General features: G+C 53.8%; 18 protein-coding genes. 3 read left to right on the top strand and 15 right to left on the bottom strand.

From position 1 onward, the window contains the following. Positions 1-55 precede the first annotated feature (55 nt). The 11 genes from EYC82_RS06515 to EYC82_RS06465 form a co-directional block, all read right to left on the bottom strand. Positions 56-3,163, bottom strand: coding sequence for an efflux RND transporter permease subunit (locus EYC82_RS06515; RefSeq protein ID WP_279248728.1), 3,108 nt, complete (start codon positions 3,161-3,163; stop codon positions 56-58). A 12-nt stretch (positions 3,164-3,175) separates the two neighbouring features. After that, a complete protein-coding gene (locus EYC82_RS06510; RefSeq protein WP_279248727.1) occupies positions 3,176-4,390 on the bottom strand; it encodes an efflux RND transporter periplasmic adaptor subunit in 1,215 nt (404 codons plus the stop codon). Continuing rightward, complete coding sequence (locus EYC82_RS06505) at positions 4,377-5,702, bottom strand: TolC family protein (protein WP_279248726.1); 1,326 nt, start codon at positions 5,700-5,702, stop codon at positions 4,377-4,379. Before EYC82_RS06505 ends, EYC82_RS06510 begins: the two co-directional genes overlap by 14 nt. Before the next feature lie 75 nt (positions 5,703-5,777). Continuing rightward, positions 5,778-6,122, bottom strand: a complete 345-nt coding sequence (locus tag EYC82_RS06500) for a hypothetical protein (RefSeq protein ID WP_279248725.1) — start codon at positions 6,120-6,122, stop codon at positions 5,778-5,780. Between the two features lie 145 nt (positions 6,123-6,267). Continuing rightward, on the bottom strand, positions 6,268-7,233 hold the full coding sequence (locus EYC82_RS06495; protein ID WP_279248724.1) for an arsenic resistance protein: 966 nt from the start codon (positions 7,231-7,233) through the stop codon (positions 6,268-6,270). 334 nt (positions 7,234-7,567) lie between these two features. Further along, positions 7,568-8,731: a tyrosine-type recombinase/integrase gene (locus EYC82_RS06490; protein WP_027948881.1), complete on the bottom strand. Its 1,164-nt coding sequence runs from the start codon at positions 8,729-8,731 to the stop codon at positions 7,568-7,570. A gap of 221 nt (positions 8,732-8,952) precedes the next feature. Next, on the bottom strand, positions 8,953-9,819 hold the full coding sequence (locus EYC82_RS06485; RefSeq protein ID WP_027948882.1) for a phage integrase N-terminal domain-containing protein: 867 nt from the start codon (positions 9,817-9,819) through the stop codon (positions 8,953-8,955). A gap of 1,050 nt (positions 9,820-10,869) precedes the next feature. Continuing rightward, entirely contained in the window at positions 10,870-11,271 is a 402-nt protein-coding gene (locus EYC82_RS06480; RefSeq protein WP_076001765.1) for a PaaI family thioesterase, read from the bottom strand. Positions 11,272-11,276: 5 nt separating this feature from the next. Further along, the gene (locus EYC82_RS06475; protein ID WP_027951252.1) at positions 11,277-11,744 is read right to left on the bottom strand and encodes a PaaI family thioesterase; all 468 of its coding nucleotides are present in this window, start codon (positions 11,742-11,744) and stop codon (positions 11,277-11,279) included. A gap of 5 nt (positions 11,745-11,749) precedes the next feature. Further along, complete coding sequence (locus EYC82_RS06470; protein WP_051230677.1) at positions 11,750-14,827, bottom strand: efflux RND transporter permease subunit; 3,078 nt, start codon at positions 14,825-14,827, stop codon at positions 11,750-11,752. Continuing rightward, a complete protein-coding gene (locus tag EYC82_RS06465; RefSeq protein WP_027951253.1) occupies positions 14,814-15,968 on the bottom strand; it encodes an efflux RND transporter periplasmic adaptor subunit in 1,155 nt (384 codons plus the stop codon). The genes EYC82_RS06470 and EYC82_RS06465 overlap by 14 nt, the downstream gene beginning before the upstream one ends. Positions 15,969-16,035: 67 nt before the next feature. Here EYC82_RS06465 and EYC82_RS06460 point away from each other — a divergent pair, with 67 nt between their 5' ends. After that, entirely contained in the window at positions 16,036-16,497 is a 462-nt protein-coding gene (locus EYC82_RS06460; RefSeq protein ID WP_051230679.1) for a MarR family winged helix-turn-helix transcriptional regulator, read from the top strand. A gap of 69 nt (positions 16,498-16,566) precedes the next feature. Then, positions 16,567-17,802 carry a cytochrome P450 gene (locus tag EYC82_RS06455; RefSeq protein WP_076001762.1) on the top strand — a complete coding sequence of 412 codons (1,236 nt, stop codon included), beginning with the start codon at positions 16,567-16,569 and terminating at the stop codon, positions 17,800-17,802. Positions 17,803-18,218: 416 nt separating this feature from the next. On the opposite strand, the gene EYC82_RS06450 is transcribed toward EYC82_RS06455, so the two are convergent. From EYC82_RS06450 to EYC82_RS06440, 3 genes are all read right to left on the bottom strand, one after another. Next, positions 18,219-18,422, bottom strand: a complete 204-nt coding sequence (locus tag EYC82_RS06450) for a type II toxin-antitoxin system RelE/ParE family toxin (protein ID WP_035526823.1) — start codon at positions 18,420-18,422, stop codon at positions 18,219-18,221. Continuing rightward, positions 18,419-18,664: a type II toxin-antitoxin system ParD family antitoxin gene (locus EYC82_RS06445; protein WP_027949335.1), complete on the bottom strand. Its 246-nt coding sequence runs from the start codon at positions 18,662-18,664 to the stop codon at positions 18,419-18,421. The genes EYC82_RS06450 and EYC82_RS06445 overlap by 4 nt, the downstream gene beginning before the upstream one ends. Positions 18,665-19,057: 393 nt before the next feature. After that, on the bottom strand, positions 19,058-20,572 hold the full coding sequence (locus EYC82_RS06440; protein WP_279248723.1) for a DUF1254 domain-containing protein: 1,515 nt from the start codon (positions 20,570-20,572) through the stop codon (positions 19,058-19,060). A gap of 358 nt (positions 20,573-20,930) precedes the next feature. On the opposite strand from EYC82_RS06440, the gene EYC82_RS06435 reads away from it, so the two are divergent. Beyond that, positions 20,931-23,045 (top strand): hypothetical protein, encoded by a 2,115-nt coding sequence (locus tag EYC82_RS06435; RefSeq protein ID WP_279248722.1) that lies wholly within the window; start codon positions 20,931-20,933, stop codon positions 23,043-23,045. Between the two features lie 201 nt (positions 23,046-23,246). Here the strand turns inward: EYC82_RS06435 and EYC82_RS06430 are convergent, their stop codons facing one another. Then, on the bottom strand, positions 23,247-25,412 hold the full coding sequence (locus tag EYC82_RS06430; protein WP_279248721.1) for a hypothetical protein: 2,166 nt from the start codon (positions 25,410-25,412) through the stop codon (positions 23,247-23,249). Positions 25,413-25,518 lie beyond the last annotated feature (106 nt).

Genomic DNA, 25,518 nt, shown 5'->3' with positions numbered 1-25,518 from the left:
TACGCGCTTCAGCGACACACCACTCCCGGCCGGGAGAGCGCCGAGAGCGGCGCCATTACATCTTGGCATCCTTCCTGTGTAGCAGGGCATAAAGTACCGGCAAAACGAACAGCGTCAGCAGTGTTGACGAGATAATGCCCCCAATCACCACGGTGGCCAAGGGGCGCTGAACTTCGGCTCCGGTACCGGTGTTGAGCGCCATCGGCACAAAGCCGAGGCTTGCTACCAGAGCGGTCATCAGCACCGGCCGCAGACGCATCAAGGCGCCTTCCACCACAGCGGTAAGAAGGTCTCCGTTTTGGTGCCAGAGGTCACGAATGAACGCTACCATCACCAGGCCATTGAGCACTGCCACTCCCGACAGGGCGATAAAGCCGACGCCTGCCGAAATCGACAGCGGCATACCCCGCAACCACAATGACAACACACCTCCAGTGAGTGCCAGTGGCACACCGGTAAAGATAATCAGGGCGTCTTTCAATGAGCCGAATGCCATGATCAGCAGACCGATGATGATCGCGAGAATAATGGGGACAACAATCGCTAGTCGCTGGCTGGCCGACTGCAGTTGCTCAAATGTGCCGCCGTAGTCCAGCCAGTACCCGTCGAGTAGGTTCACCTCTTGTGCGATACGAGCCTGGGCCTCTTCAACGAAACCACCAAGATCGCGGTCACGCACATTGGCGGTGACCACCACCCGGCGCTTTCCATTTTCGCGGCTGATCTGGTTGGGAGCCGGCGCGAGCACCAGCTCCGCCACCTCTGACAAGGGTACATAGCCCCCGTCCGGCAAGGGAACGGGCAGAAATGACAGGCGATCAACGTCACGCCTTATGGTTTCTGGCAGGCGTACTACCAGTTCAAAACGACGGTCGCCTTCGTAAATCAGCCCCGCGGCTTCACCACCGATACCGGCTGCCACCAGGCCTTGTAGATCTTCGACATTCAGGCCGTAACGCGCGAGTGCCATACGCTTGGGATGGATCGACAACATGGGTAGACCGGTCACCTGCTCGACCTGGATGTCCGCTGCGCCCTCCATGGACTCAACAACCTCGCGGATGTCGTTAGCAGATAGCAGCAGCTCATCTAGATCATCGCCGAAGACCTTTATTCCGAGATCGGCCCGTACCCCGGAGATGAGCTCGTTGAAGCGCATCTCGATAGGCTGGGTGAACTCGTAGTTGTTGCCGGGCAGCATTTCGACCGCTTCGGTCATTTCTCTCACCAGTGCATCCTTGGATTTTTTGGTATCTGGCCATTGGTCACGGGGTTTAAGAATGACAAAGTTGTCCGCCACGCTCGGGGGCATCGGGTCGGTGGCCACTTCTGGGGTGCCGATCTTGGCAAACACCTTGTCTACTTCAGGGAAGGCCTTCAGCCGCTCTTCCAGCTGCGACTGCATTACAATGGCCTGCTCAAGGCCCGTACCGGGGATGCGCAGTGCATGCAGCGCAATGTCCCCCTCATCCAGCTGTGGGATAAACTCCGAGCCCAGCGTGGTCGCGAGCCAAATACTGACTCCGACGAGTGCCGTCGCCCCGCCCAACACCAGCCAGCGAAACCTCATGGCGACCAGCAGAGCTGGCTGGTACAGCGACTTGGCGCCACTGATTAGAGGGCTTTCCTTTTCGCTGATCCTGCCTGTCAAAAACACCGCCACTGCAGCCGGTACTACGGTCAACGACAGGACCATGGCCGCCAGTAACGCCATCACCACGGTAGCCGCCATCGGGTGGAACATTTTGCCCTCGACGCCGGTGAGGGCGAAGATTGGCAGGTACACCACGGTAATGATGGCCACCCCGAACAGGCTTGGACGAATGACTTCGTTAGTCGCTTCAAACACCAATTGGAGCCGTTCTCGCAGGGGCAACTGGCCGTTGTGCTGTGCTTGTGACAGGCGCCGTATGCAATTCTCGACAATGATGACCGTGCCATCCACGATCAGCCCGAAGTCCAGGGCACCCAGACTCATCAGGTTGGCCGATACGCCCGCTTGCACCATACCGGTGATAGTGGCCAGCATCGAAAGTGGAATGACCGCAGCCGTGATCAGGGCGGCGCGCAGATTGCCAAGCAGCAGGAAGAGGACCACGATCACCAGCAGTGCGCCCTCGAGCAGGTTTTTCTCTACCGTGGCGATGGCCTTGTCCACCAGGGTCGTACGATCGTACACCGCCTCCACCTTGATCCCGTCCGGTAGAGAGGGCTGGATGGTCTCCAGCTTTTTGGCCACCGCCTGCGCCACCGATCGGGAATTCTCTCCCACCAGCATCATGGCCGTGCCCATCACGGTTTCCTTGCCGTCGCGAGTGGCGGCGCCGGTGCGCAGTTCCTTTCCAATCGCGACCTCGGCGACATCGCTGACCTTCACTGGAGCGCCATTGCGGTTGGCAATCACCACCTGTTCGATATCGCCTATCGTCGCCAGCTGCCCCGGTGCGCGCACTAACAGCTGTTGGCCGTTGCGCTCTATATACCCGGCGCCCCGATTGGCGTTATTGCGACGTAGGGCCTCCGCCACGTCATCCATCGTGACGCCAAATTGCAGTAATAGCTGCGGCAAAGGTGTGACGTGGTACTGCTTGTTGAAGCCCCCAATGGTATTGACTTCGATCACTCCCGGCACCTGGGCCAACTGGGGCTTGATAATCCAATCCTGGATTTCTCGCAGGGCTGTGGCGTCCAATGGGCGACCATCTGCCTGGGTAGCACCCGGAAGTGCCTCCACGGTGTACATTAAAATTTCACCAAGACCGGTCGCGATGGGGCCCATCTCCGGTTCCAGTCCGGGCGGCAGGGCATTCTTGATGGCACCGAGGCGCTCGTTGATCAGGTTGCGGGCAAAGTACAGGTCGGTTCCCTCCTCGAACACCACCGTGACCTGAGAGAGGCCGTAGCGTGACAGGGAGCGGGTGTACGACAGGTTGGGAAGGCCGTACAGCGCCGTTTCCACCGGAAAGGTGATGCGCTGTTCCGCCTCCAGGGGGGAGTAACCCGGTGCTTCGGTGTTGATCTGCACCTGGACATTGGTAATGTCCGGTACCGCGTCGATGGGCAGGCGCTGAAAGCTCCATACCCCCACCCCGACAAGCACGAGAATAAGGGACAACATCAAAAACCGCCGCTCTACCGAGAGGCGTAGAATTGCATTGATCATATGGCCTCCTGGTTAGTGGTCGTGGGATGCGCCGGATTTTTCGATATCCGCCTTGATCAGGTAGCTGTTCTGCACCACGTAGCGGTCACCCACACGCAGGCCTTCCAGCACCTCGGTCTTGGTGCCATCGCTGCGACCGAGGTCCAGGGGGCGAATCTCGTAGGTGTCGTCCACCTGGGTAAAGACCACGGTCCAGTCGCGAAAGGACTGCAAGGCGCGATTTTCTACGGTCAGTGTGGCGTCCACCGTTTCCACCACAATGTCCCCGGTCACCAGCAAACCCGGAGTGAGCATGCCGTCAGTATTGTCTACCTCCACCCTGGCCAGAGAGTAGGGGGCTGTGCCGGGAGCAGGCAGCAGGTGGCGAATGGTGCCTTCCCGATCGATACCCTCGGCTCGCAGCAGGACTTTCTGGCCGACGGCAATTTCGGCCCTCTGGCCAGGGAACACCTTGAGTTCGGCCCACAGGGTGGTCAAGTCGGCAATAGCGAACAGAGATTGCGCTCCGGTCATTTCCCCGCTACTGCCCCGGCGCTCGATCACGACGCCGTCAATGGGAGCGCGCAGCTCGTAGGTTTTGAGGCTTTCATCCGACTCCACTTGCGCCAGCAGATCGCCTTTAGTAACACGATCGCCCAGATCAACGCTGACCCGGGTAATGACGCCGGGGAAGCGGGCACTGACCCTCGCCAGCTGCTGAGGTGCCATGGTCAGGTTGCCGTAGGCCGTCACAGTGCGCTTGATGGCTCCAGTTCCCGCTTCAGCCGTCGCAATCCCTGCGCGTTGAGCGATATCCGGCGCGATACGGGTACGACCTTCGTGGGACTCCCATTGCCAGCGGTACTTCTTGCCTTCCATGGCAAGCGTGACTTCGACGTCGAAGGAATGGGGTTCATTCACCACGCCGTCCCCCAGCCAGTAGTCGCTTTGATAATCGAAGTTGAAAGTGTCCACTTGCCCGCCCAGCCGTGTGAGATTGACGCTGAGTTCAATGTCGTCGATCACGGGCTTCCCATTGTCTGTAACCCAGGCACGATATTCGGGAGGGACGTCCCGTTCAAAGATTTGCAGTTCGACCGTGGTATTCTCCTGCTGCAACAGAATGCCTCCGTGAGGTCCCTTGGCGTCTGCCTGCGATTCACCCTGTGGTTGCTCAGCGGCGTGCAGTGGGCTGACCGCAAGGCAGGTGGCTGCCAGTAGCAGAGAAAGTTGTTTAATTAGTTGCATGGCTGGAATCCTGAATTTGTGGGTTAGCGCTCGGAATGCTCGCGAGCGGCTGTGCCGTCAGTTGTTCGATCAACGCCTGGTTGAGCAGCGCCGTGGTGGCAGCGTCAACCAGTGCCATCTGTGCGGCGAGTAGCTCTCGCTGCGCGGCAGTCCACTCCACATAGCTGTAGCGGCCGCTCTCGTAGGCATCGCGGGTCTGGGTTAACGCCTCGCTCAGATCGGGCAGCATCTGGCTGCGAATCCGCTCCACTGCCTCGATGCTCTGCTGACGCAGGTGATAGGCTTCAAACAGACGTGAATGGAGACGCAGCAGGGTGTCCTGCCGACGATAGCCGACCTCATTGCGTGCGGCCTGGGCAGCGCGTACTTCGCCGCTATTGCGCCGTCCTGCAAAGAGCGGTACGGAAAAACCCGCGATGAAGGCTGTGTCATCCTGTTCCTCGAAGCGGCGGATGCCGACCTCCCAGCGGATATCACTCTCGGACTGACTGCGTGCCAGCTGAATTTCGGCTTCACGGATACGCTGCTCGCTGGCATAGACCTGAATGGCCGGACTGTCGTTGACCCGCTGGTAGAGTGCCTCGAAGCCGTCCGACGAACCGAACTGAAACAGGTCGCCTTCCAACAGCTTGAAGTCCGGATTGGTATCACCCCAGAGGGAAGCCAGAGCCATTTTCCGGTTCACAAACTCGGCTTGAAGGCGGGACTGCTCGATCTGGCTCTGGATCAGCGCGGCCCTGGCACGCAGAACTTCGGCCTCTGGCGTGGCACCCCGGGTTGCGCGCTGGGCGATGATCTCGTGGGTGGCCCCGGCCAGACTCACTGCCTCGGCGGCCAGCTGGAGCTTCTCCTGAAGCGCCAGAGTGGCGACAAAAAGCTGGGTCACCCGCCCAAGCACATCCAGGGTCTCCGCTCGGCGTTCGGCCTCCATCAGTCCGTATCGAGATTCAACGACGTTGACGCGGGCCCGGCGCTTGTCCCCGAGTTCGAGTACCGACGACAGGGACACGGTGTACTCCGCCCCGTCGACACCCTGCAGATTGTCACTGCCCAGGAAATTTTCCACTTCCAGGCCAGTCTCCAGGGCGGGACTTTGATCCGCGGTAAAGCGGCCACCAGCAAGGGCTTCAAGACGAAGGTCGAACACCTGCAGGCTAGGGTTTTGCGCCATGGCTCGGGATAGCGCTTCGGAAAGGGTTAACGGCTGTTCTCCCGAATAGGCAACGGCGGGATTAAAAACCATTACCAGCAGGGAAAATACATGAAGAATAAGGTGATACGGCAAAGCGCACCACCCAGTACTTCTGGGCATTGCAGACAGCATGAGACTGCTCCTACGAAAGTCTAAATGACAGTTATTCCCCGGGCGGGGAATGAGGTCGCAGGATCAGGAAATAGGAGGACGGTACGGGGCGGAAGGAGCGCCGGAGGAAAGGTTGATCTGATAGTTCAGGGGCCCATGATCGCGCATAGCACCCAACGCATCGTGCGGACCATTAAGGAGCACGACCTGAAGGTGACCGTGGCATTGATGGCAATGCCCCGAAGCAGAATCATGCTCGGCTGGGGCCTGTTCGCCTGATTGAGTGTCCACATTGCCGTCGGAGCTATGCCATTGTTCAGTAGCGTGGTGGTCGACTCCAGGGTGATAAACCTGATCCAAATCGGCAGTAGCAACCGCTGACTGCAATGCAGTCATCAGCGCCAAAACCAAAATGAGCCAGTGTTTCACTATCGGGACCGCCCGTTGGAGCAGGGTTTCCAGTATAGCAAACTAGCTTATCGATAAACAGGCGCGCCCGAGAATGGGCCAGAAGGACCTGCCATGCCTGACTCTTCTGCTCAAGACGCAGCGCCTCAGGGAACCTCTGTGTTTGTCATGCCCGAGTAGCGTCAGGGATCAGGAGGCCAGGCACCCACTTGAGGAAAGCCACCATACCGAACAACTCGACCAGGGACTGGAAAACGATGACAACGACGGCGGCATGCCATACCTCTGGCAGTGAGAGCGCGAGCGGCAGCATGACGAACGAGTTGCGGGTGCCCAGGCTGAAGACGAGGGTACGGCCGACGGTGGGGGTGAGCCTGAACAATCCACTCAGCACCTTGCCGATGATGGCGGCGGCAACCAGGTAAAGTACGAAGACCAGGAGCGCCGACCAGAGCAGGGAGCCATTGTCGATTACCAGGCTGACCTGGGAACCGGCAATCAAAAACACTACCAGTGCCAGCAGTGGTATCGGTAGCCACCCGAGCCAGCTGACAAGTGTTTGCGCCTGTTGATGCCTAAGCGCCATGCGTTCGGTCAACCAGGCCAGAATCAGCGGTGTGACAATCAGGCCGAAGAAAGCGGGCAGCAAGTGGCTGCCAACCGCCAGCTCGATGGCGAGGTCACCCATGAAGAGCCAGATATAGACCGGTAGCAATACGAGTTGGACAATCAGGAGGACAGGCGCAGCCGCTATCGCCCGGGCGCCATCCCCACCGCCAAGATGGGTGAAACTGATGAACCAGTCGGTGCAGGGTACCAACAGGACCAGGAGCACGCCGAGACGGATGGCGGGCTCGTCCGGCAATAGCAACAACAAGCCGCCGATAACCAGGGGCATCAGGACAAAGTTGCCGGTCAGCAGCGCGAGCAGAAACCGGCGATCGGCGAACGCCGCCTTCAGGTGGTTCAACGGCACCTGAGTGAAAGTGGTGTATAGAAGAATACCCAGGGCTGGCCAGAGCAGGAGTTCCCAATGACGGGTCTGCCCCGGCCATACCCAGCCGATGACCATGCCCGCCAGTATGGTCAGCAGATACAGCCAGACCTGATATTGCTCCAGTTTGTCACGCATCTAGCGATACTTCCGCGGAGTTTGTCGGGAGCAGTGGGATACCACAGGTTGTCAACCTGGTCCAGTTGAGGTCTCACTTGATACCGCAGTGTTGCATTCGCAGGTACACAACATGGATCGACAAACTGCCTGGTTCTTATCCAGCTGGTTTTTACTGCCGGACTTTTGCCGGTTTGAGCTCTGCGGAGTAGTGCATGGTGGTGCGATTTGCAACGGGCGACCCACCATAAAGTTTAATAAAAACAACAGGTTAAAATTTTAGTCGATATCTACGAACCAGGCGGTCGCACGTTCGAATCGTGCCAGGCGCGCCAATTCCGTAAGGGTCTGCAGCTTAGCAGCCACTAACCTTCCCGCGCATTTCCGGCAGTTTTCCGACACTTTCCTCCTTCTGCCGCTTTATCACTGTCAGGGTGGGCGATTGCGCGCGCCCACGATCGGTCACCTTCTCCGCGGCATCCAGCAGTTCGCCGAGTTCGGCTGCCGAGTAGTGGGTGGTGATATCACCACTGGCATGCCCCAGCAGCGCCTTGCGTGTTTCCAGTGGAACCGCCGCGCCTCGCAGCCTTCGGCCGAACGTATGGCGCAAATTGTGAACGCCTTTGAGTATGGTGCTGTCCGTCGGTAACCCGGCCTTCGTCCAGGCCCTGATCCACGCGCTGGTCCGTAACTTCCCGACCGGGTTGCCCCGATAGGTAAACACGAAGTCCTCGTGGATCCCCCGCCGTGAATCGACTACTGCCTTCGCGACCGTGTTGAGCACCACCACCCGCTCGGTACTGGTCTTGGTGATCGACTCGGGCAGGACAAAGGCGAAAGTGGATAGATCATCCAGTTTTACCTCCCATGCCCAGCGCAGCTGGCAGACCTCTTGTTCCCGGCATCCCGTATTGACCGCAAACATCGCGGCATCCGCCAGGTGGCGGGGGAGCCTTGAAAAAAGCCTGTCCTGTTCTTCCCACGACAAGGGGTACGGTCTTTTCTGGCACCCCTTGAGCGATAGCCGACTGAGTTTGGGCGGTGCCTGTTTTAGCCACGGCAGCCCTTGCTCATTTCGCCATACCCGCGCCGCGCGATTGAGAACTGCACTGGCTGTACCAATCGCATTGTTAATGGATTTCGGGGCCTTCCCCAGACGGAGCCGCTCATCCACGAATGGCTTTAAAGTGCCGTCGTGGACCTGCTCCAGGGGCAGTGCGCCGATATACACGAACAACTGGTCCAGATGTATCGCTATCGTTTCTGCCGATGACGACTGTGCAATATCTTCGAGGTATCGCAGTGCCGCTGCCTCGAAGGTATAAACCGCTGCGGCTTGTTGCTTTGCCTCCTCTTGAATCTCCGCCAGTCGACGGATCAGTTTTTGCTCTGCCTCAGTGCGGCCAGATACTCCTGTGCTTTCGCGGAGCCAGCCGCCGGGGGCGTACTGCGAGCGTTTTTCGATATGCCAGATCCCGTTTTTGAGGCGGAGCCCCGGCATTTTGTTGCGCTTTGACATAAATCGTCCTCCAGAATTGAGCCTAAAGGACGACGCCCGTTGCGTTGGATATAGTCCTCCGCCCAGGCGTCGATTTCAAGTCTGTCGAAGAGAATGGTTTGTTGTCCCAGGGAAACCTCAGACAGGGCAGGGCGCACCACGCGATTAAAAGTATTCTTGTTGATCCCGAGGTAGGCCGGGGCATCGCGGAGTCGGATCAGGCGGGGTTGGATCTGCATGCCCTATCTGCCTATGTACACAGCAGTTATCTGGGCTCTGACATGGCCTATTTCAGCACTGATGGTCAGGCGGGCCTGCTGGTCGACCTGACGCTGTGACCCGGTTAATTGCTCTTTGGCGGGCCCGCCCGCATGGGGGCAGGGCCAACCTGTGAGTTCCCGGTACCGCTGCTGGGCATAGGCATGGCGCAGGCCGTGCATTTTGGATAAGCCGGCGTTGGCGGTGTGGCGTTCGTAGATCCTGAGCTGCTCGATGTATTGCCGGCCCCGGGGGATCAGCGAGCCGAAACCGGCCAGCCGCTTGGCCTGTTCCAGCAGGGCGCGTTGTTCCAGGGTGCGGATGGGGACGGTGCGTTCCCGTCCGCCCTTGGTCCAACTGGCCTTGAGGTGCAGGTGATCACCCCGGTCTGCCCAGCGGGGCTGGATCTTCAGGGCTTCCTCCCGTCGAAGCCCGAAGGCCTGTTGCAGGCGCAGGCTCATCCTCACATATTCATCTTTCACCAGGGCGAGTTGGTCCCTTTTCAGGTCCTTGGCCTTGCTGGTGCCGGATACGAACTGCCGGTCCGGTATGCCATAAAAGTCGTTGGAGCTGGCAACCACGGCCCGCTTGTTAACCTTCTCGGCCCACCAGCGTAAACAGCTCATCCGGTTCTTGATGGTGCCGGGTGAAAGGTTCTGTTTCAGCCACTCGTCCACCAGGGCCTGGACATGCTTTTGTTTGAGGGAGGAGGCCTTCAATTGCCGGAAGCCCAGCTCGTGCAACTGGTTGGCGATTGCGCTCAACTGGCGCTCACGGCCTACGCGGGTTTCGAAGCTGCCTTCATGGCTGTGTTTGCACAAGAGTTTCAGTTGGTAGTTCAGGTCTCGCATAGTGTTGTTTCCATCGGTGAGTGTTTCTGATCACCTGGCAACAATGCTGCGCAGGTCCGACGAGCGGTACGATCACGGGACACCAATCCCGGTTGACCTGAATGTGTCTGGCCATAGACAGCACGGTGTGTTTTCGCAAGAAAACTGGCCCGTGCAAACCAACGGTCATCCAGCCAAAGGCTGGTGGTGGATTTCTCCTTTTTAAGTTGAGCAGAGCGCACTGACCGCCAGTGCGTTTGCGTGGTTGAAGAAACTGTCTTTCAGGCCGGCATATATGCCCGGCCATCCACAGCGCTTATGGAACCGATCCCCGTACCAGGCGGGAGGGATTTGAAGGTGCGGTACCCAGACGAAGCGGCACTGCGATAGTTCGAAGAGGGACCCGGTCATCGCTGACCGTTGCGTCAAGAAGGGTCCTGAGTGACGCGTTCAGCAGATTCCAAAACTACCTGAATCCACCTACCCCGTTCGCTTTCGCAAGGTGGGGTCTTCCTTGCCACTTTAAGCGCAGTGGCAGCGACAAAATTCAGTGTTGGGGCCGATTATAGGAACACAGAATACGCGTGTCACAGAGAACTTCACCTGAATCGGGAGTGGTTTCTGCCCGGCAGCTGAAAACTTGCTGCCATCAAACGCCCTGAAAGCTCTCTGCAATGCAATTTTGGCCATATTTGACTGTGCCTACACGACCCAATCCACCTTTGAGGGGGTGGTTCCACTGTAACCACCCCTGAAAAGACGTTAAGCCTCGGTGTTGCCAAGATTGCCGCAATGTGCGCGCTGCCCACGTCACTACTCGCTTCGCGCCTTAGTGACGTGGGGTTTTGATGCGGAAAACGATATGCTCCGCTGTGAAAAGCCTATCAACGCCGGACGAAAACTGCACATTTGTACCCGCAAAAATCCACCATTGCCTTGGGGGAAGAGTGTTCTTCCAGACTCTTACCGAGAATTCTCTCGGGCGAGCGGCTAATGAGCTCGCGCCGGAACGCAGGCGGTACGGGGTGGTTTTTCGTGAATTTAGCGTTAAATCGAACAGAAGGATGGTGACTAACTACGTCTTGCAAAAGTCAGTGTTGCCGCAGCAGTGGGCTCTTGCAGCGAGATTTGCCAGGCGATGACATCGATATTCAGAATCTGCCTCCCACTTCGAACAAGGTAAGCGCGTGTATGCACGGCTAGATCACCCTTGGTGGGACGTAGAAAATTGATGTTGGCTGATAGGAGTGGGCACACTTCGTCGGCTGATACCTTTAAAGTTTGCAACGCACCGGTAAGCTCGAGAACGCCTACAACTACTCCTCCGTGCCACGCTTGCAACAATGGGTTACCAGTAAAATGCTCTGCCCAAGGAGTCAGGCATTCGACATCTGGTTCGCATCTGACAAGCTCGGTCCCGTAATTTTTCGCATAGGGCGTCTCGTCGAGAAACTGGAGTAGATGTTTGTCCATCTTGATTAATCACCTCGTCGATAGAGCAAGCTTCGATCCAGGGCAGGACCTGGGCTGCCAATTTTGAAAATACCTTGCGCGTTACACAACATCTTTCTTCCGTCCAGGCTGCTGGCGAATGCACTGACATAGGCAAACCCGTTAATCTGCTGGTAGCACTCCGCCTGGATTCGAACATCAGTGCCTACGGGGGCGGAATGTATGTGGTCGATTCGCAGGTTGATGGTCGCAATGGCCTGTGGCACCGCGAGGCTTTGGAGGACTACGAAACCGCAGGCACTGTCCAGTGCGGCTGCCAGAGCGCCAGGGTGCAACGAACCATTTTCGTGCGCTGTTGCATGCTTTTCCTGGAAAGGCATTTCCAATACGACTCGGTTTTCCTCGGTAGAAACAAATTTCAGTGACATATCACTGTGAGCACCGATCCCGGCGCTGAACAACTCGTAAACTTTTTCCAGTTGGAGTGCATCCATCTTGTTCAGATTTCCGATTTTAATAGACGGGCAAGCTGACTTTCGGCGTCGGCGAGTAATGTGTAAACCACTGGAACAACAAATAAGGTAAGCACGGTTGAGGAAATTAGTCCGCCTATTACGAGTATACCCATTGAAGTGCGTAACTCAGCGCCATCAGACGTGGCCAGCGCTATAGGGATCATACCGAATATGGTAGAGAACGCAGTCATCAGTACTGGGCGTAAGCGTAAATGAGCCGCTTCGATCATAGCTTCCGCTGCGCTGTGGCCTTGCTCTATGGCCTGATTGGCATAGTCCACCAGAAGAATGCCGTTTTTCATAACCAGACCCATCAGCGCGACCAGACCGATTTGTGTCAAGACTGAAAGCTCGGAGTTAGTCCATGCGAGCAAGCTGAATGCGCCCACAAAAGACAGCGGAGCGGTAAGCATGATCACTACTGGTTGAGTATAGCTGTTGAATTGACTAGCCAGAATCATGTATAGACTGAGCATCGACATTGTTAGTGCAAAAAATATTGCCTCGACAATATCATTGATTTGCTCTGAAGTGCCTAGATATGAACTCTCGTATCCTGTAGCCATATCGAGATCACTAATAATCTCATCCATTTTTTTCATCAGCTCGCCTGTCGCGATCCCAGCGGGAGCGTTTGCAGAAATACCGATCTTTCGAGCCCGATTGTAGTGATCGATTTGTGCCGGGCCACTGGTTACGCTTACCTCTGCGACGTTACGGAAATCTATTAAGCTGTTGTCTGCCGCGCGTAATTGAATGAGGTCAAACTTTCCGATCTCGTCGCGGTACGTTTCTGCATATCTCAGGCGCACGTCATAGCGATTACCGAACTCTTCGTAACTTGTAACATCTACACCACCCATCGTGGCTCCAACAGTAGCGGCGATATCTCGAACCGAAATGCCCAAATCAGCGGCCCTGCGCCGGTTTATCGTAACCTGCAATTCAGGCTTGCCTGGCTCATAGCTGGACTTGATATCCCTGAAGAGGCCAGATTCTTCCATCTGGCTCGTGATAGTATCCGCGTATGTTCGAAGTTGTTCTAAATCATCGCCGCTTAAAGCCATCTCCATGTCGGCACCAAAGAATCCTCCTCCGGATATCCAGGGCACATCTGTCAAAGAGATGTGCTTGGCATCGGGTATGGCCAAAGCGAGCGCTGTGCGGACGTCATCCATCACTTCATACTGATGACTGCTCCTTTGTTGTTTCGGCGACAGACCAAAATAGAATGATAGTTCGTTTGCCTTGGCCTGAGCGCCGGAGCCAATAACAGTGAACACCAATTCAATATGTTCCAGGTCACTGACAGTTTTACTCACTTGAGTGGCAACACGCTTGGCCTGGGTAAGACCGGTTCCCAGAGGAAGCTCGACTTTGGCGAGAAACTCGCTTCTATCAGTTGCGGACGTAAATGAGAGGGGAACCTGACCCGCATTATAAACACCCATACCGACAGTGGCAGCGGCCAACAGCAGAACAAGCCAGCGAGCGCGAAGTGCGAAGCGAACGCCCTTAACGTAGGTTGTTTCCAGAAGTACATAGCCCTTATCCAGTAGCGCAAACATTCCTCTATGGCCGGAACTTTTTTTGAGCAGACGAGAGCTCAACATAGGCGTAAGGGTAACGGAAACAAACAGAGATAGTGCTACTGCCACAGCAATGGTGACACCGTATTGATAGAAAAACACACCAACCAGACCTGTGGTAAAGGAAATCGGCAAGAACACCGCCATCACACAAAGGGTGGATGCGATGACGGCAGTGGCAACTTTTCGCGTGCCCGTTGAAGCAGCTTCATTGAGGTCGAGCCCAGCTTCAACTTCGCGGTGTATAGATTCCAGCACAACTATGGCATCGTCTACGAGCAGGCCGACACACAGTGATATGGCAATCAGCGATACCATATTGATAGAAAAATCGAGTAGGTAGAAAGCGAAAAAAGTAGCGATGATTGCCGTTGGAATAGCGGTTGCAACAATTAGCGTGGCGCGTACGCTGAGTAAAAAGCAAAGTGTGACAATGACAACCAGGAGGATGCCTAGCAAAATATCGTTTGACACGTCTCGCACTGCGGACCCGATAAATCGCGAACTGTCCCTTACCGTGACAATGTTGATTTCAGCTGGTGTTTCTGTCTGAAGTTTGGTCAGCGCTGCCTTAACTGCTTTGGCAATACTGGTGGTATTGGTTCCAGATTGTTTGCGAATTTCGAGGCTTACTCCTGTTCTACCATCTAGCTCCGCGTAGCTGCGTTCATCCTCCAGACCATCCTCAACTTCGGCAACATCTATCAAGCGCACCATCGCCTTATCATCGCGAGAAATAATGATTTCACCCAACTCTTTTAAGCTGGTTACTTCGCCCATGGTTTTGATGGTCAGTTCCGTGGACCCGCTGTGGTAATCCAGGCGGCCGCCAGGGATGTCAGCATGCTCACGTTGGATAGCGCTGATTACATCGGCCGCAATTACGCCGTAACCCCGCATTTGTGGGGCTTTCAACCAGATGCGTACTTCCCGCTCGCGGCCCCCGACAAGAATCACGCTGCCAACGCCAGGTACTCTCTGCAAACGCTCTTTGACGACATCTTTGGCGAAGGCTGTGAGTTCACCCACTGGCCAGGGGCCGGATACAATCACCGAGACAATGGGTTCAGAATCCGGATCAAGTATGGAGACGACAGGCTGACTAACTGTGTCAGGCAGAAGCGGCAGAGTTTGACTGATTTTGTCCCGTATCTCCTGGGCCTTCAGGTTGGGATTTTCCTCCATATCGAATTCAAGGATTATCTGTGAAAAACCGTCACCGCTAATCGAGCGCATTGTATCGACGCCAGATATAGCGATTAGCTCTTCTTCAAGCCTCTCGGTAACTTCTGTCTCTACCGTGCTGGGAGAGGCTCCTTCGAGTATTGTTTCAACCGTTACAATGGGCACTTCAACGCTCGGGAACAGATCGATGCTTATTCGACCCATGGAGACCACGCCCAGCATCATGAGCGCAGCGGTCATCATGATCGCCAGCACTGGCCGGCGAATGCAGAGGTCAGCTATCCACATAGGGATGTTCTGAAATAGTGACCCGTGAACCATCAGAAACCTTGTGCATACTGGGGCCTACAACAAGGATCGCATTTGAGCTTACGCCCTGGAGTATCTCAAGCCGACCATCACTAAGCTCACGTACTTGCACTGTGCGTTGACTAACTACGCCATCTTCAACCACCAGGACAGAGCGGCTGCTTCCCAGTCCCATAGTAGCGTTGGGTGATAACATTAGCCCCTGTCTTGAAATGGGCATCAGCTCGACTTCAATGAAAAGCCCAGGTTTGATCGCATAATCCACATTTGGTATTCCCAGTCTTACATCGATAGTGCGAGTTTTGTGGTCTATTCGATCGTTGATCAGCGCCACTTCCGACTCATAGGTTTGATTCATACTCGGTATGTGAACCCTTCCGAGCGTACCCAACTGAATGGAAGTTAAATAAACTTCGGGCACGAACACCAGTGCCACCATGACATCAATCTCCTGGATTTGGAGGACTGGGTGCTCAGAGCGCATGATTGATGGGACGTATGCGCCTTCATCCACATGTCTCTGGGTGATAACGCCACGGTAGGGTGCTCGGGTTATTGAGTCGTCCAGTTCCTTCTGCGCCTCGGCAAGATTAGCGCTTGCAATACCGAGCTTCGCAGCCGATACCTCAACTTGTGTGCGCCTGTCATCGAGTTGCTCGACAGAGAATGCTTGCTTCTCTCTGAGTGCGATGGCGTTTTCAAGATCGCGTACCGAGTCTTTGTACTCTGCCTCTGCCAGGCGCTTAGCCTCAGAAAGACGCAGGACATTAATCTCGAAATCTTTCTGGCGCATACGCAGCAAGGGCTGCCCTTCTTCAACACGGCTTCCAACGTTGACATAGATTTCTTCGATGAGGCCACCAACCATCGGCGAAATATTGGTGGAGCGGCGTGCGAGAATGGTGCCGGTAACAAAAATAGGCTCAGATAATGCCGCTATTTCCGGACTCGTAATCGATACTACAACGGGTGACGAGGGCTGTGGAGTAATCCCAGTACTGGTTGTGCCATTTTGGGGTTCGCCATCGCAGCCCATGAGTATCGCTGCGGCCAAAATGGGTCCCACGGTCTGCATGATGTAACGCATACTATCGCTACCAACTAGTTCGAGAGGCATCATGAATTGACAAACCGCGATACCTACAACTAAAATATTAACTGTAGTTATATTAACTAGGATAACTAAATTGTCAACGCAAGATATAGCAAGCCAACAATCAAGGCGGCAAGACCAGCCTGTTAGTACGCTAATTCACGAAATTAGTTTGATGGTCGCCCGGCTCTTTAACAGGCAGGTAAAGGACTTGGGGTTAACTCGCACACAATGGCAGGTGCTCTACCTGCTCTACATGAACGGCGAGCAGACGCAAACTAGTATTGCCGATTCCCTGATGATGGCGAAACCACCACTGGGCAAAGTTGTGGACCGACTAGAGTCAGCGGGATGGATAGCGCGACATCAGGATACTAGTGATCGCCGTGCGAAGATGGTTCGCCTTACGGATAAAATCGACCCCATGCTGAAGTCGCTTGAAGATCTGGTAGGCGATATTGGCAGAGCGGCAACGCGCGGCATGTCTGCTAAAGAGGCCAAGGAATTTTACCGTTTACTCAAATTGGTACATGCGAATTTGCTGTCGGAAAACTGAGAGTATTGGAAGTTGGACAAGATGCCAGCCGATTTGGTGGGTGGTTGTCCCGAATAGGAGAAATATACCATGTCTAATGAATTTCCATTTCTCTCTGCAGAATACGCTGCGCGGCCACAACCCTTTTGGAAGAATCTTCGAGAGACCGATCCAGTTTACTATGCGCAGGAGTATGGGTTTTGGGTTATTTCAAAGCATGAGGATATCCTCGAGATGCTCAAGGACCCATACACATACTCGTCCGCAGCCGGACCCGGTGGGGGCCTCGTAGCAGGAGAAGACGGCGAACAGCGCGATGACAATGGCGGCATGGGTTTCCTACCCTTGATTCAGCATGATCCGCCAGAACACACCAGAATTCGTTCGCTGTTTGCAAAGGCTTTCACGCCAAAACGCATCGCCGAAATGGAACCAGCGGTGGTGGAAATAGCCACAAATCTAATGGACGAACTCCACCAGAAAATTCGCAATGGTGAAGCGCTGGATCTGGTAGATGATTTTGCCAGTCCGCTGCCGGTGTATGTAATTGCTCAGATGATGGGGATTCCGTTGGAGGAACGTCATCGCTTGCGCATGTGGTCTGATTCCCTGGCCATTGGTGCTGGAGAAGGGTATTCCATTCAGCAGCAGCTCGGCTCACGTAAAGAGATGACGGAAGGCTTGAGCGAAATCATCTCTGCGGCGCGTCATAATCCACAGGCAAATACCCTTATCAGCGCCATGCTTGATGCTTCCGAGGAAGGTGAGAATCTACGTACAGAAGAAATACTAGGTTTAAGCAAACTGCTGTGGCTTGCAGGGAATGAAACAACGACCAACTTGATCAGCAACGGGGTAGTGTTCTTATTGAATCATCCCGATGTGCTGGCGGACTTGCGAAATGATAGGACATTGATTTCTGATTTCGTTGAAGAAATGTTGCGTTATGACGGCCCTGTAATGGGCCTTTTTCGAATTGCAACCAGAAATGTTGAGTTCAGAGGCAAAAACATCAGTAAGGGTGATACGCTTTGGTTGCTTTTCTCCTCCGGGAATCTCGATGCTGATACTTATGAAGCCCCAGAGACTTTTGATCTGCATCGACGCAACAAAGATCACCTAGCGTTGGGGAAAGGTATACATTTTTGCATGGGCTCCGCGCTGGCACGGCTTGAAGCGAAGGTCGCTTTCGAATGGCTCATCGATCTACTTCCTCATATGAAACTGGATTTTGAGAATGGTAAACGAATTCCTGTCCCGATACTTAGCGGCTGGGTAAAGCTACCGATGTCTGTTGATGTCGGGGCCCTTGAAGTGGCGTCATGACGGATATTGCAAAGTTTCAATGTAATACCACCTCCTCCCATGGGCAGGGTAATACTTCAGCTACCCTGCTCACAGACAGCTATTCTGCAGCACTTCGTGTATGCCTTGTGCCTCGTCGCATAAGATACAGCGGCGTCTTTATGAAATTCCCAAAAAGTTTACGAGCAGATTTGTTATGGAGGATGCAGTCAAAGAGGGAGTAGGGGGTAGTTGCGGCTTGATGTGACATTCTCATCGGCAGCTCAGCAGGATTCCCTATCTGTATTCAAAGCGAGCTCGCCACCGACAATGGCTTGAAAGAAGTGCCAAGGAAAGGAGGGGCCTCAAGCTTAACCGTAGGGTATCTACTAGAGAACACGGGTCGATACGGGGTGTAATGAGGGCGGGCCGTATCCAGGTGATCGATTTACAAGGGTCTAAATTGCCACAATTGTGGCTACGAACCAGTTGTTCAATGGATAGTAGCCAACGCTGGGGTTGTCGGCCAGCAAATTCAGGCGGGCAAGGATAGAACTGGTATAGGCATCAGCCTGTTCTAGACTCCACCCCGACAGGGTAAAGAGCCAAATTTCCTCCAAATCTCTTAGAGCGAGTTCGCGAATGAAATAGCGCTTCTTCACCCAAGAGGCTTTTTATGGAGTTTTTCCAGAAATTCCCGGCTATCAAAGTTTTCAGCAACGGGGCTGTCCTCCCCCGCCCTTAGTCGAGTCCTCAACATATCAAGCCTGGCTTCATCCTCCTCCAGCTTTCGCAGCCCGGCGCGGACTGCTTCGCTGACAGATTGAAAGCGACCCTGTTCTATCTTACTGGTGATGAACGCTTCAAAATGATCACCGAGGGTGACGGAGGTGTTTCTGGCCATGTGCGCGTACCTGAAAAACTATGTATTAAATATTAATACTGGGGATGGACCTTGTAAAGTCAGTATTTTTACGGTGCATTGAGCCTGCGAAAATAGCTCGATCGACAACGTTTACAATTCCGACAAATTTCCGACATCAGCGTGCTCAGTGGTGCGTTGTCGTGCTTGGTCGGCAACGGGCGTCGCCAGAAAAGCTATTTAAAACAATACGTTAAATTTCATTTGTTGAGCTACGAACCAGGCGGTCGCACGTTCGAATCGTGCCAGGCGCGCCATACAAGAAAAAAGGCCACCCCATGGGGGTGGCCTTTTTGGGTTTTGGGCAAATGTTTGCGGGATCTGACACTGCTGCTGGCGGCTTCATTTCGTCATTCAGCCACTGGCTGCAACGGATTACTCCTGTACTTCAAAATCACCGGGCATCCAGGTTTTGTCAAACCAGGGTTGGAGTGGGCCGTACAGGCGTAAGATGCAGCTATAGCCTTTGCCGGGAATGGTTTGCACCCAGTTACCTGATTTACCTTTAGGTGGCTGAGGGCCAAACCAGACAGTATAAGAGCCATCCGCATTAGCCTCGATATCAGGGCTGTTACTGTCGATGCCCCCCGATTTTTGATCCGTTTCTAAAATTGACCGAGTTTGGTTATCGTAGACCATAAAGGACCAAAAATTGTTCGCTGGTATGGGGGAGGGTAATGTCACGGAATAGGTTTTTCCACCATCTAGATATTCACCGCTTGCATCTTGGGCCGTCATTTCATAGACAGAGCCTGTGCCTACTTGAGGTTTTGACATGGCCGGGGTGATCCCGGTGGCATAGTAGTGAAACATAATTCGGTCATCTAACACGCGCTCGCCGTTATTGAGAAACTCGGAGCTGCCACCGGCTAATGGAGAGTACCATTGACGCTCACCTGGATAAAAATACACACTTTCTTTACGCGGCCTAAAAACTAAAGCGCGTGCGATGGCGCTGCCAATTGCGGCACCGTCAGCCAGTATTTTTTGCATCCGTGGATTGGGTTCAAATGGCACCCCTTTTTTAATGCCGATGCCGGCAAACAGACCCACTAACTCTGGATTAAAAGCATCGGCAGGCTCGTATTGGACTACCGCATTGAGTTCATCATAAAAGTTCATGTCGCTTGCATGTACGGTGTTGTAAAGCATGCCACTTAAATCAAAAAATTGTTGAGTGGGTGGGTTGGCAGCATCAGCTAAATCATAAATTTGAATACTGTCTTTAAATGTCTGCACGGTTTTTTGAATATCACCATCGACGACAAACAGTCGCATGATCAGCCAGTGTCGGTAAGTATTGCTTTTAATGACATGATACCCTTCTGGAATCTCTTCTTCATAGTCAGGGCCAACCAATAGATACTTGAAAGCTTTGCCTTGATCTGGGCCCGTCATTCCAATATCGCTAACATGAAGAAAAAACGCGTCATCGATAAAGCCTAGCACTGCGCCTGGATTTTCAATCACAACCGGCCCGTTTTTGACATCTAATTCGGCAGTTGCATAAGGTGTTGTGGTTTGGGGTGTTAACCAGATCGAGCGTGCATCGATCAGCGTTTCGCTAATACCAATATCATTCGGTTTTAAACCAATACCTTTTTGGCCTTCCAGCATCGCATAAATGGAGGCAGCGGGCATGCCATCTAAAAAGGAGTCGACGGCACGGGAAAGATCTATGTAATCGTAGGCTTTTTCGACAGTTTCGGGATTGGGCATGCCATCATTAAAATACAAGCCACCCAGTGATTGAGTCTCAATTTTATCGGCAGTGATGAGCGAAGCTGGAACGTTAGCCGAATAGGTGGGCTTTGATGTGTTCTGTGAACATCCCGTTAACACGATACTGAGAATAATTGATAGATAGGATGCTTTGATTAGATACCCCATAGTTCACTCCAGGCTTTGACGCTCTTAGTTAGTTGATTGCCTAAATAAATCTCGTTCAGACTAGTCAGTATAAAATGTTGAGGGTGAAGTATAGGGCATATAAACGGCTTGTTGGGAGCCTGTTGGGAGCCTGTTGGGAGCCTGTTGGGATTAGATTTCCCCACTGAACTGCAAAAATTCGGGAAGAAACCGCCGATTGCCCTGACAAGTTTTTTCGCCGGTGCTCGTGCAAATCATATCGGTTCATTCTTTAACGAGCACGCAATACCGTTCCTGCCCCTAAGCTTGTCCTGTATTAGACATCAAAACTTCATTATCCTATTCTTTGAAGCATAGCTATAAAGCAGGAGTATGTGAGATGGCCCTGGTTTTTCATGTGAAGATCATAATACTAGCAGTTGCGGTGATTGCTTCGCTGGCCGCCTGTAGCAATAGCAACGATGGTAATGCGGTCTCAGTAGAGCCATACGAGATTATATCGATTGATGACAGCAACGCTGAAGTTTGCGACCTGCTAGATACCGCAAAATGTTTGTTGCCGTTTCCCAGTAATTTCTTTACTCGCAAAAGCGACACCACCGATAACGGCCTGCTGGTAAACTTTTCGAATGAGGCTATGCCGACTAATGCCTCTGGTATCGTTGTTGATTCTGTTGAATTGAATCGCAATGACGGCTTTTCTCCCGGGACTGTCATGATCACGCAAGTGCCGAACCTAGATATGGCAGCAACTGGTGCGCCGCGCTTAATTGATTTATCTGACAGTCGCCAGGACGATAGTCCTATCGTTGTTATAAATGCGGCAACAGGCGAGCGACAGCTAATCTGGAGCGAACTTGACTCTAATGCTCAAAATGAAGCTGAATTGAGCCTGCTCATTCGAGTGGCGAAGAACCTGCAGGAAGGGCAGCGTTATATCGTCGCTCTGCGCAGTATGAAGAATGCTGCCGGAGAAACAATTTCGCCTACCGAGTTGTTCCGCGCGTATCGCGATAATATCTCTACAGACAGTGATGCCGCTGAGGCTCGTCGCCCTGCCATTGAAGCAATATTCTCAGACCTTCAAAGTGCCAATATTGCACGTCATGACCTGTATCTCGCATGGGACTTTACGGTCTCATCTACGCGCAGCCTAAGTGAGCGTATTTTACATATGCGGGATACCGCTTTTGCGGCGTTGGCGGGCGACACACCAGAATTTACCATCGATAGTGTCGAAGACCTGAGCATGACAGACGAGAATTGGGGGCGAAGAATCGAAGGCACCATCACTGTCCCTAATTTTATGGACAGTGATGATGCAAGCGCTGGGTCATCGTTATTCTACGCAGATGACGGTGACGCTTTGCCTGACCGCATGAATGGAGACAACACCACGGTGCAGCCTTTTATCTGCAACATAAGTAATCAGTCTTTGAATCTGGCATCGCAATCGGCTGAGTTTGGCGGCGCAACTCGGGTCTATTTATATGGCCATGGATTACTCGGCAGTCGTTATCAGTCTACTAATGGGGCTCATCAGGGTGCGCTATCAAATAAATTTAATTTGATGAATTGTGCGATGGACTTTATCGGTATGGCGGAATCCGATGTCGAAAATGCGATAGCAATCTTGCGAGGCGTAAAAAACTTTTCCAGCTTGCCCGACCGCTCACAGCAGGGCTTTATAAATTGGATGCATCTGGCGGAGCTTTTACGACACGCTGATGGTTTCGCTACTCATGAGGCATTTCAAATTGATGGCAGGAGCGTTTATGACCGTAGCCATGTTTACTACTACGGCAATAGCGAAGGTGGAATATTGGGTGGCGCGCTGCTTGCGACTGCCCCCAATATTGACAACGGCGTTCTGGGTGTGCCCGGGATGAATTACTCGCTGTTGCTACGACGAAGTGTCGACTTTGATCTTTATTCAGCAGTCCTAGCACCGGCTTATCCGGATGTTCTTGACCAGACGTTATTGCTATCTTTGTTCCAGATGCTGTGGGACAGAGGCGAGAACAATGGCTATGCAAATCACCTGGTATCTGATCCGCTGCCCAATACACCGGCGAAAAATGTATTGCTTCACGTCGCGTTTGGGGATCATCAGGTGACGCATACCAGCGCTGAAATCATGGCGCGTACTATGGGTATCCCGCTGCATCAGCCTGCGCTAGTTCAGGGCCGTCACCACGATATCAAGCCGTTTGTAGAGCAGCTGTCTATAAGCACCTATCCGCACATCGGATCAGCTCTGGTGTACTTCGATGGAGGGCCTGGCCCAAACGACGAGTGGGATGACACTGGCACACATGTGCCTCCTGTCATCAACCAGCCGCCGCGAACAGGCAACGACCCGCACGAGCGTCCCAGACGTGACCCGGGGGCAATGGAGCAGATTTCCGGCTTCATGTCTCCAGAAAGCATCGTTATCAATGCCTGCGGGGCTGGGCCATGTCTGGTCGATGGCTGGAATGGTGTTCTGGAATAAATGGCGTGCCTGGCACGATTCGAACGTGCGACCGCCTGTTGCTTAGTTATCAGCGAGCACTTAACCGCCGGTGACCTGAATGACTACCCAATAGTGGGCGCAACGCTACTAATGATAGGAACCCTGTCCGCGAAGGATTGATAGAGAAACCTTGCGTTTAGCCAAAGCTAAACCATGAGTGCAAGCTCACCCGCTCGTCAATCAGTCTGAGTGGATCACTCCCCGCAACAGCGTTACGGAGTTTGGACGCACCTCTATCGCCACTTCCCCGCCTATCACGTCCAGCTCATCCAGTGGCTCGGTCATGTAATGCCATAGATAATTCTCCTCGGCAGCGAAGTCGAACCCCGGCTCCGCGAAGTCTGCCGCCGGCCAACGACGGTAGGTTTCAGCAAAGGTGTTGCGATAGGCGTCGAGGCGATGACGCGTTACCGGACCTTGCCACCCCGGTGCGTCAATCGTCAGTTGAAAGGTTTCGCCGACATGGCCCACTCTTGGCGCAGCGTACGCGAGAGCATTCTCGAGCGACTGCGCTAAAGCGGGATCCAGGCCAGGGCAGTCATCCATCAACTGCTGCGCTGTTGTGCCCTGTGCCGCTAATGCTGCGATTTGCGACTCTGGATCTTCACTCTCAAAGGCGGTGCAGCTGCTCAGTAGCGGGGCGACATCCTCCTGATAGCTGAGTCCGCCGGAGAGCAGTCCACGGATGAATTGCTCGGTGACAGTCTGATTCTGGCTCGCCACGACGACCACCATTTCATCGCCTTCACGAGAGGCCAGCAGGTGAAACGGAAACGCGCCATCCAGCTGGTTGATAACAGCGATACGCTCGCCCTGCAGTTGAGAGAGCATCCAGAAAGACGTGGCAGCGGGCTTGGGCAAATTATTGATGGTCAGAAGGCCCATGCGGGTGTTTACCATGTCGATCGTGCCCCAGTCCCAGACTTCGAAGCGATAAAGTCGACCGTGATCCTGTGCCGCCATTGCGGCAGCAGATGCAACCTCTTCAGCAGCGCCACGGTGATCACACAGCACAGCACTTGAATCTTCGCCAGTGGGTACAGGCACTTCTCCATCAGAGCTGGCGATAGCACTCAGATCACACCCGGTTGTGTCATCTGCACCACGCAGTGCCGCCGCATACTCGCCTACGTCAACGATTAGCTCATCGTCAAGGCCCCAGGAGCGAACTTCGCTTACGGAACTCTGCAGCAGCGCCTGTGCGGGCTTGCTGTAGTTATGGTAGACCAGGAAATCGAAGTTACCGGTTGCGCCGCAGGTCTCCTGAATCTGTCTCAGCACAGGGCTGTCTGCGGGCGTAATTCCGTGTTCCCAGGACGAGACGTCTGGTCCGCCTAGCAATACTGGAGAAGCTGTCCCTAGCGTGTCACGAATCTGCGCTGTTGAGTTGCACCACATATTCACAAACGCGTTTTGACTGGTCTTCCACCAGATCTGGTCTGGCTCGTTCCACAGACCAATACGCAGCTTTGGGTCGGTACTATCAAACTCCAGCAGTAAGTCGGAGACAGTGAGGTCCAGATAGTTTAGCCACGAGACTCCCGCTACGCTATCGACAGTCGGAGGGCCCGCCCACCAGTTATCGCTGTCGGTGCAGGAGCAGGCGATAGGTTCACCGGTCGGGTTTTTAGGGTCATCGGCCGCGACGTTCATTTCTCTCAGGATGTGATAGGTATCACTGCCGCTGGTGACAACACAACTGGAGCAAGACTCCCTCAAAAATGCAGGGACGCCCATGATTGACCAAAACATCGAGAAGCCGCGCGAATGAAGCGCTGCTATTTCGTGACGGTTTTTCAGGGGTTGCTCAAGTATAAACCGACCAAATTGTACCTTGTCCCAGTAGCGGATGGCGCCGGGTGCACAGGTGCTGGAATCTGTACACATGAGTTGAGAGATTCGGTCAATGTCTGCGGCGTCATTCAGTTGTTTGCCCGCATCAAGATTGACGCTGCGAAACAGATCTCCGAAGGGTCTCGCCTCGGTGTTATTAACGTCAAGTGAGATAAGAATATTTTCAGCGGGCGGCGTTTGTGCAAACACGGCTTTCAATGCAGGCATTGTCTGCCCGAGGAATTGATTAACAAGACTACCTGATATGTCCAAAGAGCACTCGGGGTGTTGAGTGCCGCAGCCCTCCCATTGCGAAAAAAACCAGCCCGTTCTAGGCTGCGCTGTATACGTTACGGTGTAATTGCCAAAGACATAATTGGCGCAGGGCTGCTCTTCCAGTAAGCAGTTATGTTGATCAGTAGAGGACTGTATGTCGCCATCGCCCACGATCTCCAAGGGATGAGAGCAGGCCGTAGATACGATCAGTAGTAATAGCGAAACGACACGTTTCATTTGACTACCTTTTTTTTAATACTACTAGCTTAGCAGATGGAGGCCCCGCCCGAGTTTTATTAACTAAGTGATTATAGGGTTGTGTGTCATGGACTTTCGCCTGTAG

The sequence above is a fragment of the Candidatus Marimicrobium litorale genome, assembly GCF_026262645.1.
Taxonomy (GTDB): domain Bacteria; phylum Pseudomonadota; class Gammaproteobacteria; order Pseudomonadales; family Halieaceae; genus Marimicrobium; species Marimicrobium litorale.
This window is presented reverse-complemented; position numbering and strand designations above follow the sequence as displayed.